This window comes from Oceanobacillus sp. CF4.6 (genome assembly GCF_051262635.1).
GTDB lineage: Bacteria > Bacillota > Bacilli > Bacillales > Amphibacillaceae > Oceanobacillus.
On record NZ_JBIMEX010000016.1, the window covers coordinates 84,465 to 102,308 of the forward strand.

General features: G+C 38.9%; 19 protein-coding genes and 2 other annotated features. All 19 genes read right to left on the reverse strand.

Going from position 1 to position 17,844, the window contains the following annotated elements; translation table 11 throughout:
- Positions 1–33 precede the first annotated feature (33 nt).
- Positions 34–183: a sequence feature (ribosomal protein L10 leader region), on the reverse strand.
- Between the two features lie 45 nt (positions 184–228).
- Entirely contained in the window at positions 229–924 is a 696-nt protein-coding gene (rplA, locus tag ACHABU_RS19040) for a 50S ribosomal protein L1 (protein ID WP_435766541.1), read from the reverse strand.
- A gap of 246 nt (positions 925–1,170) precedes the next feature.
- Positions 1,171–1,596 (reverse strand): 50S ribosomal protein L11, encoded by a 426-nt coding sequence (gene rplK / locus ACHABU_RS19045; RefSeq protein WP_435766542.1) that lies wholly within the window; start codon positions 1,594–1,596, stop codon positions 1,171–1,173.
- Between the two features lie 159 nt (positions 1,597–1,755).
- Entirely contained in the window at positions 1,756–2,292 is a 537-nt protein-coding gene (gene nusG / locus ACHABU_RS19050; protein ID WP_435766543.1) for a transcription termination/antitermination protein NusG, read from the reverse strand.
- Between the two features lie 169 nt (positions 2,293–2,461).
- On the reverse strand, positions 2,462–2,635 hold the full coding sequence (gene secE, locus ACHABU_RS19055; RefSeq protein ID WP_435766544.1) for a preprotein translocase subunit SecE: 174 nt from the start codon (positions 2,633–2,635) through the stop codon (positions 2,462–2,464).
- 83 nt (positions 2,636–2,718) lie between these two features.
- Positions 2,719–2,868: a 50S ribosomal protein L33 gene (gene rpmG, locus ACHABU_RS19060; protein WP_249872527.1), complete on the reverse strand. Its 150-nt coding sequence runs from the start codon at positions 2,866–2,868 to the stop codon at positions 2,719–2,721.
- Positions 2,869–2,970: 102 nt separating this feature from the next.
- A complete protein-coding gene (sigH, locus tag ACHABU_RS19065; protein ID WP_435766545.1) occupies positions 2,971–3,621 on the reverse strand; it encodes an RNA polymerase sporulation sigma factor SigH in 651 nt (216 codons plus the stop codon).
- Between the two features lie 134 nt (positions 3,622–3,755).
- Positions 3,756–4,265, reverse strand: coding sequence for an NYN domain-containing protein (locus tag ACHABU_RS19070; RefSeq protein ID WP_435766546.1), 510 nt, complete (start codon positions 4,263–4,265; stop codon positions 3,756–3,758).
- A complete protein-coding gene (rlmB, locus tag ACHABU_RS19075) occupies positions 4,265–5,011 on the reverse strand; it encodes a 23S rRNA (guanosine(2251)-2'-O)-methyltransferase RlmB (protein ID WP_435766547.1) in 747 nt (248 codons plus the stop codon). The genes ACHABU_RS19070 and rlmB overlap by 1 nt, the downstream gene beginning before the upstream one ends.
- Position 5,012: 1 nt before the next feature.
- The gene (locus tag ACHABU_RS19080) at positions 5,013–5,414 is read right to left on the reverse strand and encodes a Mini-ribonuclease 3 (protein WP_435766548.1); all 402 of its coding nucleotides are present in this window, start codon (positions 5,412–5,414) and stop codon (positions 5,013–5,015) included.
- A 2-nt stretch (positions 5,415–5,416) separates the two neighbouring features.
- Entirely contained in the window at positions 5,417–6,817 is a 1,401-nt protein-coding gene (gene cysS / locus ACHABU_RS19085; protein ID WP_435766549.1) for a cysteine--tRNA ligase, read from the reverse strand.
- Complete coding sequence (gene cysE, locus ACHABU_RS19090; RefSeq protein ID WP_435766550.1) at positions 6,798–7,472, reverse strand: serine O-acetyltransferase; 675 nt, start codon at positions 7,470–7,472, stop codon at positions 6,798–6,800. The genes cysS and cysE overlap by 20 nt, the downstream gene beginning before the upstream one ends.
- Before the next feature lie 64 nt (positions 7,473–7,536).
- Positions 7,537–7,753: a binding site (T-box leader), on the reverse strand.
- Between the two features lie 97 nt (positions 7,754–7,850).
- On the reverse strand, positions 7,851–9,320 hold the full coding sequence (gene gltX / locus ACHABU_RS19095) for a glutamate--tRNA ligase (protein ID WP_435766551.1): 1,470 nt from the start codon (positions 9,318–9,320) through the stop codon (positions 7,851–7,853).
- 106 nt (positions 9,321–9,426) lie between these two features.
- Positions 9,427–10,518 (reverse strand): PIN/TRAM domain-containing protein, encoded by a 1,092-nt coding sequence (locus ACHABU_RS19100; protein WP_435766552.1) that lies wholly within the window; start codon positions 10,516–10,518, stop codon positions 9,427–9,429.
- 129 nt (positions 10,519–10,647) lie between these two features.
- Positions 10,648–12,021: a DNA repair protein RadA gene (gene radA, locus ACHABU_RS19105; protein ID WP_435766553.1), complete on the reverse strand. Its 1,374-nt coding sequence runs from the start codon at positions 12,019–12,021 to the stop codon at positions 10,648–10,650.
- Between the two features lie 232 nt (positions 12,022–12,253).
- Positions 12,254–14,683, reverse strand: a complete 2,430-nt coding sequence (clpC, locus tag ACHABU_RS19110) for an ATP-dependent protease ATP-binding subunit ClpC (RefSeq protein ID WP_435766554.1) — start codon at positions 14,681–14,683, stop codon at positions 12,254–12,256.
- Between the two features lie 13 nt (positions 14,684–14,696).
- A complete protein-coding gene (locus ACHABU_RS19115; protein ID WP_435766555.1) occupies positions 14,697–15,761 on the reverse strand; it encodes a protein arginine kinase in 1,065 nt (354 codons plus the stop codon).
- Positions 15,758–16,306: a UvrB/UvrC motif-containing protein gene (locus tag ACHABU_RS19120; protein ID WP_435766556.1), complete on the reverse strand. Its 549-nt coding sequence runs from the start codon at positions 16,304–16,306 to the stop codon at positions 15,758–15,760. The genes ACHABU_RS19115 and ACHABU_RS19120 overlap by 4 nt, the downstream gene beginning before the upstream one ends.
- Before the next feature lie 36 nt (positions 16,307–16,342).
- Positions 16,343–16,810, reverse strand: coding sequence for a CtsR family transcriptional regulator (locus ACHABU_RS19125; protein WP_435766557.1), 468 nt, complete (start codon positions 16,808–16,810; stop codon positions 16,343–16,345).
- A 206-nt stretch (positions 16,811–17,016) separates the two neighbouring features.
- Positions 17,017–17,697, reverse strand: a complete 681-nt coding sequence (locus ACHABU_RS19130; protein WP_435766559.1) for an MgtC/SapB family protein — start codon at positions 17,695–17,697, stop codon at positions 17,017–17,019.
- Positions 17,698–17,844: the final 147 nt, after the last annotated feature.

Consider the following 17,844-nt stretch of genomic DNA (forward strand, 5'->3'; position numbering starts at 1 on the left):
ATTACAACGTTCGAAATACGATAACTTTAGGACACGAAGCAAAAAAAAGCTCCCATGCAGACATGGGAGCTTTATATAACAAATGAAAATCTTATCGATCATCACATCTGTTTATAAACACCTCGGCAGGATCTTTAAGCGACTCGTCGCCCCTACTGTCTACGGTATAACGTATTCGTTTTATATAACAGGGCTTAGTATACCTAACCTCTGCAGAAAAGTCAATACTTATTTACGGAAACCGGTAACGTCAACTTTAATTCCAGGTCCCATTGTAGAGGCGATTGAAACATTCTTCATGTAAACGCCTTTAGATGCCTGTGGTTTAACTTTTACTAGTTGTTCTGTAAGTGCTACAAAGTTTTCAACCAATTTTTCATCTTCAAATGAAATTTTCCCAATAGGAACATGGATATTAGCTGACTTATCTACGCGATATTCAACTTTACCAGCTTTAATATCATTAACAGCTTTTTCTACTTCGAAAGTAACTGTTCCAGTTTTAGGGTTCGGCATAAGTCCTTTTGGTCCAAGTACGCGACCAAGTTTACCAACTTCAGCCATCATGTCAGGAGTTGCTACGATTACGTCGAAATCAAACCAACCTTGATTGATTTTTTCGATGTATTCAGCTTCTCCTACAAAGTCTGCTCCAGCAGCTTCTGCTTCTTTTGCCTTTTCGCCCTTTGCAAATACAAGGACACGTTGTGTTTTACCAGTACCATGTGGCAAAACAAATGCTCCACGGATTTGTTGGTCTGCTTTCTTCGGATCTACTCCAAGACGAAATGCAGCTTCAACGGTTTCATCAAAATTAGCTTTAGCAGTTTGCTTCGCAAGCGAAACAGCTTCTTTTACTTCATACGTTTTTGTACGGTCAACAAGCTTTGTAGCTTCTTGATATTTCTTACCTGTTTTTGCCATTTTATTTCCTCCTCTATTGTGGTTATAACGGTAATACCTCCCACTTATAAAAGCACCTGGCTTTTATAAAGCATGTAATGGACCATCACTGGTCCATTACATTCACGAAAAAGGTTGCGGGTGGTTACCCAACCGCAACCTATACCGTATTTAGTTCATTCGAAGTCTAGCTCAAGCGGCCGGGCGACTGACGAGACTACTTATCCCGTCCGCGCGTCGCTAAACGGCTGCTATTGCTTTTGTCCATTAGTCTTCGATTGTAATTCCCATGCTGCGTGCAGTTCCTTCAACCATGCGCATCGCTGCTTCTACATCAGCGGCGTTTAAATCAGGCATTTTAGTTTCTGCAATTTCTTTTACTTTATCGCGTTTTACTGTTGCGACTTTATTCTTGTTCGGTTCACCAGAACCTGACTCAATACCGGCTGCTTTCTTCAAAAGAACAGCTGCTGGCGGAGTTTTAGTAATAAATGTAAATGAACGGTCTTCAAATACCGTAATTTCAACAGGGATAATTAAACCCACTTGTTCTTGTGTACGAGCATTGAATTCTTTACAGAATCCCATGATGTTTACACCTGCTTGACCTAGGGCCGGTCCTACTGGCGGTGCTGGATTAGCTTTACCAGCTGGGATTTGCAATTTAACTAATTTGATTACTTTTTTAGCCACGAGACACACCTCCTTAAAGTCCGTGATGTGGTAATAGGGTCCTGTTATTGTATTGGATACCCTCCCACTCAGAGTTATACACGCTCCCGAATCCGGGGAATGAATAACATAAAAATTTTACCATACATTAAATAATATTGCAAGTTTCCTAAGAATTTTTTAAGAAAGCTTTTCTACTTGTGAGAAATCCAATTCAACAGGTGTTTCTCTTCCGAACATATTTACATGGACTTTGACTTTCTGTTTATCGACGTCAATATGCTCTATTGTTCCTGTGAAATCTGTAAACGGACCGTCAGCAACTCGAACATTTTCTTTCATTTCAAAATCAACCAGAACCGTTGGCGCTGCTTCACCCATACGTTTTAACACCACATCAATTTCTCCAGGCATTAACGGTGTTGGTTTTGCACCATGGCCACTAGAACCGACAAAGCCGGTAACACCCGGTGTGTTTCTGACTACATACCAGGAATCATCTGTCATAATCATTTCCGTTAATACATAGCCTGGAAATGATTTCTTTTTTGTTACTTTCTTTTTTCCATCTTTTATTTCTGTTTCTTCGTCTTCTGGGACAATTACCCGAAAGATCTTGTCTTCCATCCCCATTGTTTCTACTCTTTTTTCCAAATTCATTTTCACTTTGTTTTCGTATCCGGAATACGTATGAACAACATACCAATTCTTTTCCATTAATTATCAGGACAATGCCTTGTCCTTCCCTCCCTTGCAGCGTTCATTATTTATTAACACGTTTGCGAACGTTTCCTTAAAAATTCTTTCCCAATATTAAAAAACCCGTTTTTCTCCGGGTTTTAAAAAAGAAATATCATTTTTTCAGTATAGCTATATTATAGCTCAATTATTCAAAAAATGCATTTAAAATCTGTGTTATCCCAAGATCTATAACAAAAAAGAACAGTGCTACAAAAATAACAGTCGAAATTACAATGATCGTATAATTTCTTAGTTCTTTACCTTTTGGCCAGCTGACTTTTTTCATCTCTTTGGAGACATTCTTCAGAAATTTAAACATGCTCGTACCCCCCGAAGCTACCTAACTCTCATTTTCATCATACACTTTAGAAGTTATTAACTTTCTTAAATGTAATTTTCATTTTATTTTGTTTCGCGATGCAATGTATGCTTCCCACATGTTTTGCAATATTTGTTTACTTCTAATCTTGTAGATTTTGTAGATACATTTTTATTAGTAGAATAATTTCTGCTTGAACATATCGCACACGATAAAGTTATTTTATTACTCATTCATTCACCTTTTTCACTCTTATAAATGTAGCATGCTTGACATATTGTGTCAACGTCTCGGCAGATTTTGCAATTAATTTAAATGAGAGGGTACTTTACTCGTCAATAAGTCACACCGTTTGCCTCCATCAATTGCTCCAGCTTCCGTTTCACTCGTTGCAGAGCATTATCAATGGATTTAACATGTCTCTTTAAACTAACAGAAATTTCCTGATATGTTCTACCATCCAAATATAAGTGAAGGACTTGTTTCTCTAAATCACTCAACAATTCAGATAGTTTAAACTCCATATTCCCGTAGTCTTCTTGATTGACTAACATTTCCTGTGGGTCAATTTCCTTCGATCCTCCGATTATATCCAATAAAGTGCGATCGGATTCTTCATCATAGATTGGTTTGTCCAGTGAGACATAGGAATTAAGCGGAATGTGTTTTTGTCTCGTTGCCGTTTTGATAGCTGTAATAATTTGACGCGTCACGCAAAGCTCAGCGAATGCCTTAAATGAAGAAAGCTTGTCTACATCATAATCACGAATGGCTTTATAAAGACCTATCATCCCTTCTTGAATGATATCCTCCTTATCAGCTCCAACTAAAAAGTATGTTCGTGCTTTTGCTCTGACAAAATTTATGTATCTATGTATCAATACATCCAAAGCATGACTGTTTGTTTGACGGACCAATTGCAGCAAATCATTATCGCCCAGCTTGTCTAAACTTATGTCGCTAATTTCAATTTGCTCAACATTCACCAAAATCGTCCCCCCGACTACCCAATATCACTTTAGAGAGTATTATACAGCAAGGATTTCTATACAGTCAATACACGATATAAGCGGTTACAAGACGAAAAATGTCGAAATAGCATAAAAGTCAGACTTCTATGCTATTTCTCTCCTCTTCTCATTTTCTCAAATCTCTCCCGAATCTCCTGATCCAATTCAATCTTTGATAAAGGCTGATCCCTCTTGTGAACTTCAATGCTGGCTTCGATTTCACGCTCCATATCCGACATTTCAATTAGCAATTCACGAGCAGATTTCCGTAGTGCCCCTTGCCCAAAAATTGTGCGCTGTTCTGCATAATCCGAAGTTGCTACATAAACTTGAGTTTTGATATTTTTTATTTTTTTTACAAGCTTTTCTATACATTCATCTGCTGTTTCCTTTTCCTTCGTATAGATAACGTCGACTTTATATTGCTTTAACTTGCTGGCAATACCTTTCACATAGTAGGCATCAAAAACAATAATAACTCGGTGACCGGAGTAGGCCTGGTATTCCGCCATAATTTCAATTAAACGGTCACGGGCCTGTCCAATTTCTTTTTCCTTTAGTCGTTGTAACTCATCCCAGGCTCCAATAATGTTGTAACCATCGACAACGAGTATAACCATTACACATCACCCATTGGATACCTTTTACGATATACCTCATACAACAACAGACTGCAAGCTACAGAAGCATTTAAGGAAGAAACCTCACCTTTCATCGGGAGGCTTACTGTCCAGTCACATTTCTTGCGGACTAATCTGCTTATGCCCTTTCCTTCATTCCCTATAACTAAAGCAATTGGCAGGTGACCATCAAGTTTCCGGAAATCCTCTGTTGCTTCCACTTCCGTTCCAACCACCCATACATTCCGTTCTTTTAATTCATCAATTGTATTTGCGATATTTGTAACCCTTGCAACAGGTATATGTTCCATCGCACCAGCAGCTGTTTTAGCAACTGTGGCAGTCAGTCCAACTGAACGTCTTTTAGGAATAATTACTCCATGTGCGCCAGTAGCATCTGCCGTTCTCAAAATAGACCCAAGGTTATGTGGATCCTCCAATTCATCTAAGATAATAAAAAAAGGATCTTCTTTTCTTTCCTCTGCAAGCTGAAATAAATCCTCAATGGATGCATATTGATACGACGCCACATAAGCAATGACACCTTGATGGCTACCTGAATCCATTTGATCCAATTTGTTTTTTGGTACCTTCTGCACAATTGTTCCCGCTTCTCTGGCCAATTGATTTAATTGTTTTTGCACATTCGAGTTCAAGTGTTCTGAAACAAATACTTTATTTACCGAACGTCCGGATTTCAGTGCCTCTATGACCGGATTCTTTCCAATAATCATTTCCTGATCCATCTTATTCACTCCTTTCTTCAACAAATTGGATAGCTGTATCCATTAGTTCTAACAGCCGTTCTTCGTTTTTCATTAAATAATGATAACCGATTAACGCTTCAAATGCCGTACTGTAACGATATGTCTGAACACTGGTATTTTTAGGCGTAGTTCCGGATTTAGCATTCCTCCCCCGGGATACAATTCTTGCTTCTTCCTCACTTAGAAAACCTGCCTCATTAATCCATTGAAGAATAACAGCAGCCTGAGATTTCCCAGAAACAAAGGTGATCGCTTCCCGGTGCAGCTGATTAGGCTTGACCTTTCCCTTTAGAAGCAAATATTCCCGGACATGAACCTCATAAACAGCATCTCCCATATACGCCAAGGCTAAGCTTTTTACTTGCTTTACATCCTTTTCCATTATTAGCCTCTTTTCCAACGAATCCCTTGCGGTGTATCTTCTAAAATGATGTTTTTCTCCTTTAGCAAATCTCTGATTTCGTCAGCTCGGGGGAAATCTCGATTTTTTCTTGCTTCATTTCTCTCTTCAATGAGTGCATCAATGGTTTCATCCAATAACTCATCTGTTTCTGTTATATCTATTCCCAACACCTGTAGCAGTGATTTTATTGTTTCCTGAAAGTAGGCAATAACAGTTGCACATGTTTGCTTTAACTGTAAATAGACATTTGCTTCCTTTGATAAGTCAAATAGTACGGAAATAGCATTCGCCGTGTTAAAGTCATCATCCATTTCAGACTCAAAACGAGCTTTCATTTCATCAATTTTTGCTACCCACGAATCAGTGTCATTTACAAGATTCATACTTGATTGTTTACGGTGTTCCAAGTTGTGATACGCCGTCTTTATTCGATCATAACTATTTTTTGCACTTTCCAGTAATTCTTCCGTAAAATTAATTGGATTTCGATAATGCACACTAAGCATAAAAAACCTTAACACTTGTGGGTCGTGATGAGATATTAATTCTCTTGTTAAAACGAAATTACCAAGAGATTTAGACATTTTTTCATTATCAATATTAATATATCCATTATGCATCCAATACTTTGCAAACGTGTTACCTGTCATAGCTTCAGATTGGGCTATTTCATTTTCATGATGCGGAAATGTAAGATCTTGCCCTCCAGCATGAATATCAATTGTATCTCCAAGATATTTTTTTACCATCGCCGAGCATTCAATATGCCAACCCGGGCGACCTTTTCCCCATGGTGAATTCCATGAAATCTCTTCATCTTTCGCTTTTTTCCATAGAGCAAAATCGAGTGGATCATCTTTCTTTTCACCAATTTGAATTCTTGCACCAGACCTTAATTCATCAATGGATTGATGAGATAGTTTACCGTACCCTTCAAAAGCACGTGGTTTGAAATAAACATCTCCATCCGCTGCATAGGCATACTCTTTCTGGATAAGTACATCGATAAATGAAATAATATCATCCATCGTATCCATCACACGTGGGTTATGGGTCGCCTTTTTCACACCTAACGCGCCGACATCTTCCAAATAAGCTTCGATAAATTTATCAGCAATCTCCGGTACCTCTTCTCCGAGTTGCTTTGCTGTTTTAATAATTTTGTCATCCACGTCGGTAAAGTTGAGAACGTAGTCTACGTGAAAACCTTTGTATTCAAAATATCTTCTCACCGTATCAAATACGATAGCCGGTCGCGCATTCCCTATATGGATATAGTTATAAACCGTTGGACCACATACATACATACTTACTTTGCCTTCTACAAGAGGTTTAAAATCTTCTTTTGTTCGTGTCAGCGTATTATAGACTTTTATTGACATGCTCTTTTGTGCTCCCTTCTTTCAATAACGCAATTTCGGCTTTAAGTGAATTAATTTGCTCCTGTAAATACTCACATCTATCGTATACGGGGTCCGGTATTTTATGATGGTCAAGGTCTCTTCTTACCCTTTCACCATTCTGAATAACCACTCTTCCAGGAACCCCTACGACCGTTGAATTGTCAGGTACATCTTTCAATACGACAGAACCGCCACCCACCTTGGAGTTTTCACCAATCGTGATTGCTCCAAGAACTTTGGCGCCTGTGGAAATAAGTGCATTATTTTTCACAGTAGGATGCCGCTTCCCTTTCTCTTTTCCGGTACCACCAAGTGTTACACCTTGGAAAATGGTAACATTGTCACCAATCTCACACGTTTCTCCAACAACCACTCCCATGCCATGATCAATAAATAGACGACGCCCGATTTTGGCACCCGGATGAATTTCAATTCCGGTAAAGAATCGGCTGATTTGCGAGATGGAGCGTGCAATAAAATATAATTTTCGATTATAAAACCAATGTGCAAACCGGTGGGCCCAAACCGCATGCAACCCAGCATAAGTTAACAACACTTCAAAATAGGTCCTTGCAGCTGGGTCCTGTTCAAACACTACATCCATATCATCTTTCATCGTTTTAAATATCCCCATTTGTTTGCCCCTTTACCATATTTATAAAGAAAAAAATAAAAAAAACGGCCCTGTGCAATTTATACACAGAGACGCTTTCATACGCGGTTCCACTCTGTTTGAAGATTTGAAATCTCCCAACTTGTGCTCTCATAACGGGAGAGTTCCGCTGTTATGTACTTTAATTTCCATACCAGACTCCAAGGGGCACTTCAGAACAGGTGCTTAAAATCACTCCCAGCCACTGGTGATTCTCTCTGGATAAGCGTTCTGCTCTTACTTTCCCTTTTCAACGTTCATTGCATATTTTTTTATATTATCTTAGGTTAATCATTTTTACCGAACTTTTTGAACGTCCTTTTTTAATACTATATTATACTATCGTCTAAATGTGAACTACTAAGCTCCCAATTGTTTAAGTACTTTATCAAGTCTTGCAAGAATAACTTCTTTCCCTAAAAGTTCGATTGCAAAAGGAAGTTCTGGCCCATGCATTTGGCCTGTAGTTGCGATGCGAATTGGCATAAATAATTTCTTTCCTCGATGCCCTGTCTCTTTTTGGGTCGCTTTAATTTGTGCCTTGACTGAATCTTTTGTAAAGTCATCCAAATGTATCAACTTATCCGTAAACACCTGAAGCACTTCCGGTACCTGTTCCTGGTTTAGTATTTCCATGGCTTCATCGTCATAGGAGATATCGTCATTGAAGAAAAGATCTGTCAACTCAACGATTTCTGCTCCGTAGCGTAATTGCTCACGATAAAGAGTAATTACATTTTCCGCCCATTCTCTCTTATCGTTGTCCATATCATGCGGTAATTTTCCCGCTTCAATTAAATGTGGCATTGCAAGCTTAATTACCGTTTCCAGTTCAGCTGCTTTAATGTACTCGTTATTCATCCATTTCAGTTTTTGCTGATCAAAGATAGCAGCAGATGTGGATAGTCGTTCCGGATCAAAAATTTCAATCAGTGTTTCTTGTGAGAAGATTTCTTCCTCACCTACAGGAGACCATCCCAAAAGACTAATGAAGTTAAACATTGCTTCCGGCAAATAACCAAGATTGCGATATTGTTCTATAAATTGTAGAATATGCTCGTCACGCTTGCTCAATTTCTTTCGTTCTTCATTTAGAATCAGTGTCATGTGACCATAACGCGGTGCTTCCCAGCCAAATGCCTCAAAGACCATTATTTGCTTCGGCGTATTGGAAATATGTTCTTCCCCACGGAGGACGTGTGAAATCTCCATTAAGTGATCATCAATTGCTACTGCAAAATTATAGGTCGGCATTCCATTTTTCTTCACAATGACCCAATCACCGAAATCTACAGATTCAAACGTTATATCGCCACGAACAAGATCACCAAATTTGTAGGTGGTGTTTTCCGGAATGCGGAATCGAATACTCGGCTGACGGCCTTCTGCTTCAAAGGCAGCAATTTGTTCTGGTGATAGATTGCAATGTGCACCTGAGTATTTAGGAACTTGTCCCTTTGCACGTTGTTCTTCACGTTCTACTTCAAGTTCTTCTTCCGTCATATAACATTTATAAGCCAGATTTTTCTCAAGCAGTTCGTTTACATACGACGCATAGAGATCCAAGCGTTCTGTTTGGCGATATGGACCATAATCTCCACCAATATCTGCCCCTTCATCCCATTCCAGTCCTAACCATTTTAGGAACTTAAGCTGACTTTCTTCTCCACCTTCAACATTCCGTTTTTCATCCGTATCTTCCGTACGAATAATAAATTTCCCGTTAAAATGTTTTGCATATAGATAATTAAATAATGCTGTACGTGCATTTCCAATGTGTAAGTGACCTGTTGGACTTGGTGCATAACGTACACGAACTTCGTTACCCATGGTGTTACCCCTCTCAAATAATTAATTAATATAACCGTTTATATGAAAAAGTGATAACATATAATATGTTATCACTTTACTACATCCTCTATAAGTTATACCCTTTTTACAACGCTTTTTCAAGTAATTTCGGTTTTGCAAAGATCATCCGACCCGCAGATGTTTGCAACACACTCGTAATGATTACTTCAATGGTTCTACCGATATAATCGCGTCCTTCTTCGACAACAATCATCGTGCCGTCATCCAAATATGCAACACCTTGATTATGCTCCTTACCATCTTTGATTACCTGTACGACTAACTCTTCCCCAGGCAATACGACTGGTTTAACTGCATTCGCAAGATCATTAATATTTAATACATTAACACCTTGTAAATCACACACTTTGTTTAGATTGAAATCATTTGTTACAACAATACCATTGATGACTTTAGCAAGTTTAATTAACTTACTGTCCACCTCAGGTATTTCCTCAAAGTCACCTTCGTAAATTTCTACTTTTACAGGTAGTTCTTTTTGAATCCGATTTAATACATCCAACCCACGGCGCCCTCTATTCCTTTTTAGCGTGTCAGAGGAATCTGCGATATGCTGTAATTCCCCCAAAACAAATTGCGGGATAATAATGGTTCCTTCAAGAAAATTCGTTTGACAAATATCTGCAATTCTACCATCGATAATTACACTCGTATCCAGAATTTTTCCCTTAGGCATCAGTAATTCAGCATCTTCGCCCTCCAATGGACGACGTCGTTCTTTCTTGTTTGTTTTCAGTAAATTAACAAACTCTTCTCTCCGTCTGAAGCCTACCTGGAACCCAAGATAACCAAGTACAATCATAATAAATAATGGCAGCACCTGTGAAACTACTTGGATGTTTATATCCTGCAGTGGCATGTTGATAAAATAAGCAATTACCAATCCTACAATTAGACCGACACTACCGAAGAACAAATCCATTGCCGGGAGTTTAATAAGTGCATCTTCAATCCACCTTAATAAATCCAAGATGTAATCTGCCAGCCAGTATGAAAGTATAAAAAATATAATTGCACCGATAATCATGCCTAAATATGGAGAACTCACCCATTCAGAATCTGTGAAGTTCAATATCCTGATTAATTCCGGTACATATAAATACCCGACGGTACCACCCAGGATAATAAAAAACAAATGCACAACTTTATTGAGCACTATCGTCACCTCCTAACAATTATTATTACCTATATTTTTAAAATGTAACCTTAAAATCAAATTAAAAGCTTGTCATATCAAGTAGATCTTAATATAGCTAAAAAAAAGACGAATTTTTGTATGAATATACTATCTAATAATTCCTATATCTAGTGCTTCCTGAACCGTGCTAACACCGACAATCTCAATCCCTTTAGGAAATGTCCAGCCTTCTAAATTGTTTTTCGGGCATATAACACGTTTAAACCCTAATTTAGCCGCTTCCTGCACACGCTGTTCGATACGGGATACTCTTCTGATTTCTCCAGTTAAGCCAACTTCACCGATAAAAATATCATCTGGATTTGTAGGTTGATCACGAAAACTGGAAGCTATGCTGACTGCAAGTGCTAAGTCGATTGCAGGTTCATCGAGTTTGACACCACCCGCTACTTTAATATAGGCATCCTGATTTTGTAGCATCAACCCCACCCGCTTCTCAAGGACAGCCATAAGTAATGGTACACGGTTATGGTCAATACCGGTTGCGGTTCTTCGTGGGTTACCAAAACTGGTAGGTGAAATTAAGGCTTGTATTTCAACAAGTACTGGCCTTGTACCTTCCATCGATGCTACCACTGTAGATCCAGCTGCCCCCTCAGATCGTTCTTCTAGAAATATTTCGGAGGGATTCAACACTTCACGAAGCCCCTCTTCTTTCATTTCGAAAATCCCCATCTCATTGGTACTTCCGAATCTGTTCTTTACCCCACGCAATATTCGGTAAGTATGGTGCCTTTCCCCCTCGAAGTACAGAACCGCATCCACCATATGTTCCAATAATCGTGGACCAGCTATGGCACCCTCTTTTGTTACATGACCAACAATAAATATCGGAATGCCATTCGTCTTAGCAATCTTCATTAATTCAACTGTACACTCACGAACCTGTGAGACACTTCCTGGAGCACTGGTTACTTCTTCCTTAAAAATCGTCTGAATGGAATCAATCACTACAAATGAGGGTCGCAATTCTTCTATTTGCTTACCGATATCAAACAAGTTGGTTTCAGCGAGAACATATAGTAAATCTGATTTTATTCCCAAACGATCCGCCCGAAGTTTTGTTTGACGTGTAGATTCCTCTCCAGATACATAAAGTACTGGCAATTGCTTGTCTGCCAATTGGGAAGATATTTGCAACAGTAATGTGGACTTCCCAATACCTGGATCTCCACCAATCAATACTAAAGAACCTAAAACGATTCCCCCACCAAGGACACGATTAAATTCCATCATGGAAGTTGTAACTCTCGGTTCCTTTTCTGATTCAATCGCCGTGATACTTTCCGGCTTGCTAACTGACTGTGTTCCACTCGAAAACGAGGTTCTTCCTCTGACATCTGATGCCTCAATCTCTTCAACCATTGAATTCCATTTATTGCAACTGGGACATTTCCCCATCCATTTTGCAGATTCATATCCGCATTCCTGGCAGGTATACTTCGTTTTTCGTTTAGCCAAATCACTATCCCCTTTTTCTATTGTAAAACATTTTTGAATCTGGTAGGTTACAGATTCCTATCATTTCATAAAATTTCTTACCATAATTATGCCACAACTGAGAAGTTTGTAGCTTCTTAACGTTTAAAAGGAAGGAAAAGCTAGAAGATACTACTCTTCTAGCTTTTATGTTCATCAGTTATATAGTGCCACATTTACTGCTAGTATGACGTGTTTTTTGAATGAAGTAACACTATGCGAGAACAGTAAAATCCCCTTTGTTGTTTAATCCTATTTTAACATTTTCCCCTTTTGTAATGCTTTCTTTGAGCAGTTCTTCAGACAACAGATCTTCAATATTTTTTTGAATCGCTCTGCGTAATGGTCTCGCACCATATTCAGGATCATATCCATCATTGGCGATTTTTTCAACTGCTTTTTCCGTCAGAGATAAATGGATATCCTGACCTTTCAGACGACGTTGTAGTTGGTCCAGCATAAGCGTTACGATATCCTTCATATGCTTTCTCTCCAAGGAGTGGAACACGATCGTTTCATCGATACGGTTCAAGAACTCCGGACGGAAAGCCTTTTTCAATTCTTCCATTACTTTGGATTTCATATCACTATATTCCTGTTTTTTATCACCCATATTAAACCCAACATACTTGTTTCGTTTTAACTCACTTGCGCCAACGTTGGAAGTCATAATAATTACTGTGTTACGAAAATCAACGAGACGACCTTTTGAATCGGTTAATCGTCCATCCTCAAGTACTTGCAGTAAAATATTAAATACTTCCGGGTGAGCCTTTTCGATTTCATCCAGCAATACAACGGAATATGGTTTACGACGAACTTTTTCTGTAAGCTGTCCGCCTTCTTCGTACCCAACATATCCTGGAGGAGAACCGACCAAACGGGATGTAGCGTGTCTTTCCATGTATTCAGACATATCAATTCGTATCATTGCATCCTCATCGGCGAACATTACTTCTGCCAGTGCACGTGCAAGCTCTGTTTTCCCAACTCCTGTTGGTCCGAGGAAGATAAATGAACCAATCGGACGTTTCGGATCCTTTAATCCAGCACGCGCTCTGCGAATCGCCTTGGATACCGCGTCAACAGCCTCTGATTGACCAATTACACGATTATGCAAAATATCTTCCATGTTCAATAGACGTTGGCTCTCATCTTTCGTCAATTTGGATACCGGAACACCCGTCCATATAGAAACAACACTTGCAATGTCTTCCACGGTTACTTCAGAGTCGGTCTGACCTTGTTTTTCTTTCCATTCATCTTTTGTCTTTTCCAGTTCCTCACGATACCGTTGTTCCGAGTCACGTAATGAAGCAGCTTTTTCAAATTCCTGACTTTGAACAGCAGCATCCTTTTCTTTACGGACTTCTTCTAGCTTCTGCTCCAACTCTTTTAGATTAGGTGGAATCGTATACGAACGAAGACGCACCTTTGAACCTGCCTCATCAATTAAATCAATTGCTTTATCCGGCAAAAAGCGATCGGTAATATATCGATCAGAAAGTGTTGTAGCCGCTTCAATAGCTTCATCTGTAATCGTCACACGGTGATGTGCCTCGTAACGGTCACGGAGACCTCTTAAAATCTGAATGGTTTCATCCATTGTTGGCTCATCTACTTGAATCGGCTGGAATCTACGTTCAAGTGCTGCGTCTTTTTCAATGTATTTACGATATTCATCCAATGTGGTTGCACCGATACATTGCAATTCACCACGGGCAAGCGATGGTTTCAAAATATTAGAAGCATCAATGGCACCTTCTGCCCCACCAGCACCGATTAATGTATGAAGTTCATCGATGAATAAAATAATATTACCTGCCTGACGGATTTCTTCCATCACTTTTTTCAGGCGATCTTCGAATTCACCTCGGTATTTTGTTCCAGCAACTACCGTACCCATATCCAACGTCATTACGCGCTTGTCTCTTAACGTTTCCGGTACTTCATTATCAATGATTTGCTGTGCTAGTCCTTCAGCAACAGCCGTTTTACCAACACCTGGTTCACCAATCAATACTGGATTATTTTTCGTCCGGCGGCTCAATACTTGAATGACACGTTCAATCTCTTTCGCACGTCCAATGACAGGGTCAATTTTACCTTCCTTGGCGCTTACAGTTAAGTCTCTGGCTAAGGAATCGAGCGTAGGGGTACTTGCATTCGATTGCTGTCCTGCACGTCCTTGACGACCTGCCTGTGATTCATTGCTGCCCAGTAGCTGCAAAACCTGCTGTCTTGCTTTATTTAGACTTACGCCAAGATTATTTAATACACGTGCAGCAACACCTTCACCTTCACGAATTAAACCAAGTAAAATATGCTCTGTTCCCACGTAGGAATGACCAAGTTTCCTCGCCTCATCTTGAGACAATTCGACCACTTTCTTAGCACGTGGAGTATAATGTATCGACTGCATTGGCTCTTTGCCAACCCCGATTAATTTTTCAACTTCTTCCTGAATCTTTGTTACTTCTAAACCAAGGGATTGCAAAGCCTTAGCGGCAATTCCTTCCCCTTCGCGAACCAGGCCTAATAAAATATGTTCTGTACCAATATTATTATGACCAAGTCGTACCGCTTCCTCCTGTGATAACGCCAATACTTTTTGTGCTCTTTCTGTAAATCGTCCAAACATCATCTGGATTTCCCTCCTATTTTTCCAATTTTAATCTTTCACGAATGAGCGATGCACGCAGTACGTCACGTTCACCCGCTTTTAAAGTTCTATTTGCATATTGTTGAAGAAAACCCGGTTGTGTAAGAACCATTAACTCATTTAGGATATTTCCTGATGTATTCTTTATAATACCTAAATCTATACCTAATCGCACGTCTGAAATACATCTGGATGCTTCCTTTGAATCTATTATGCGACTGTATTGCAGCACACCGTAGGAACGGAAAATACGATCCTGAAGCTTCATTTCCGATCGTTCTACGATATGAGTACGTGCCGTTTTTTCATGTTCAATCAATTGATTCACTACACTTTCCAGATCCTCAATAATGTCAGACTCAGACTTTCCAAGTGTAATTTGATTCGATATTTGGAATATATTACCAAGCGCTTCACTGCCCTCACCATATATCCCCCTGACAACAAGCCCGAGTTGACTGATTGCAGGAATCATTCGATTAATTTGATTTGACATGGCCAATGCTGGAAGATGCATCATCACAGAGGCCCGCATTCCTGTCCCAACATTCGTTGGGCAACTAGTTAAGTAGCCTTTCGTCTCATCAAATGCATAATTCACCTTTTCCTCCAGCCAGTCATCAAAGTTAAAAGCATGCTCCAGTGCTTTTTTTAACTGCAGACCAGGGAAGTATACTTGGATACGAATATGATCTTCTTCATTAATCATTACAGAAACCTGTTCATTCTGCGAAATCAATGCGGCCCCTTGCTGTGTATATGTTACAAGATGCGGACTAATTAGATGCTTTTCGACCAGTACACTTTTTTCCACTGCCGTTAACTCTGGGATGGAAACAAACTCAAGATTTTCGTAAGACTGAAATGATTGATGCGCATACTCCTTCTCAAAAAAGTTACGGATTTCCTCCAGTTTCTCCTGATCAGCAAGAATGGGATAGGACACATTGGCGAAGTTTCTGGCTAATCGAATCCTACTGCTCATCACAATATCTTTATCAGGGCCATCCTCTAGCATCCATGGACTGATTGCTTCATTAATAAAGTGCTCTAAGGTCATAAGTCCTCACCTGCTTCCGGCTCTCGATGTCCTTTCTCCAATGCCTTGATCTTGTCCCTAACACTTGCTGCATCTTCAAAAGCCTCTGCTTCAATTAGGTGATGCAATTCTTCTTTATAGCTTTGCAGCTGCCTTTTTACATGTAAATCACTGCCAGCACGTTTTGGTATTTTACCAAAATGCTTTGTATTACCCGCGTGTACTCTACGGAAAATTGGTTCCAATCTGGAAGTGAACGATTCATAGCATTGCGCACATCCAAATTTCCCGATTTTCTTAAACTCAGAAAAGGTCATCCCGCAAGAGGAACATTGCAGATCCTTCATTTGATTTATCTGGTTGCCACTAGGATTTGCCATTTTCAAATTATCAAAATTAAATAACCCTGTTAGCAAATCATGAAGCGAATAACCGTCTTCGGGATAGGATACATACCCTTTCTTCTTGGCACATTCTTCACACAATTGCACTGTTGTTTCTTCTCCATTAATAATCTTTTTAAATTGTAGTGTAGCAGGCCTTTCATGGCATTCATGACATTCCAAGGTTATTCCCCCTTACCCGAAAATAAAGTACCTTATTTATTCGTTTAAATACTTAAGTGTAGAGAGCATTGCGGCCAGTACACGAGCGCGAACCTCATCCCTTAATGGTAAACTAAATGCCAATGTAGTTCGATCAATGGCACTTAACATAATTTTAGCTTCTCGCTTTGAAATAAGTTCTTCTTCTAATAAGCGTTCAAGTACATCAATGGAAGAACGTTGTGTAATGGCGGTCCCAATCATTTGTATAATTTCATCAATTAAATCGGATTTATCTTCATGCTTTACACGCATGATGCGGATATACCCACCGCCACCGCGCTTACTCTCTACTATATACCCTTTTTCCATTGTAAAACGCGTGTTAATGACGTAATTTATTTGTGAAGGGACACACTGAAATTGATCTGCGATTTCGCTGCGTTTTATTTCAATCGTATTTTGGCCTTTCGACAGAAGCACATTCTTCAAATATTGTTCAATAATATCCGAAATGTTGCTCATTTTGTGTTGCACCTCTTATCTGTATGAGTTATCTCAGTTTGTAATGTTATTTTGACTTTGACTATCTTTGACTTTACATTTATTATACGCCAAAATGAAGGAGATGCAAACATCTTACTTTATATATATTAGCCAAAATTAAAAGAAACGAAACAAAAGCCTTACACATATTATATGTGTAAGGCTTTTAAAACAGTTTAACTATTTCACTTAGAAATGTTTTTAACATGTTCAATTCTGGATATTTCTTCGAACAATCCTACTAGGTCCTGATTGTCTTTTACGTCTGTTTTTATGAAAATTTTTCTTAAATTACTTTCCATCCGAAAGATTTCAACATTATTAATCGATAAATTATATTTCTCAATAAGCTCAACCACATAATGAATTTGAAAATGTTCTTCTACTACAATCTCTATAAAATTACTAGTTTTCGATTTTGGAAAGAAACTTTCAATATGATTAAGGAAAACTAAACTAATTAATATAATCAGTGTTGTCACTATCGCAACACTGTACATACCAGCTCCAACTACCAGTCCTATACCCGCAACAGCCCAAATAGAAGCAGCCGTAGTTAATCCCCGAACCGTTCCTCCATACACTATAATCGTTCCTGCCCCAAGAAAGCCAATCCCGCTAATTACATAAGATGGTATACGTGCTGGGTCAAATTGAACATTTTCATATGTTTCCATAAATGAAATAAAACCGAATAAGGATAAAATCATCATTAAACATGAACCCACACCAACTAAAATATGTGTACGAAAACCCGCGGAATGATTATTTATTTCTCTTTCAAATCCAATCATGCCGGATAATAACAGAGCAACAAATAGGCGAAGGACAATCAAAAGAAAATCATCTCCAAATATTTGATCCATATAATTCAATTTTTTGTCCTCCTCAAGATAAAATTTATCTATTCCATATATCAAATTTTGAAATAGACTATCCTTTATTACTATGACTAGTTTTGTATATACGAAAAAAGAGCTAAGATACAAAAATGCACCTTAGCTCTTTTATTT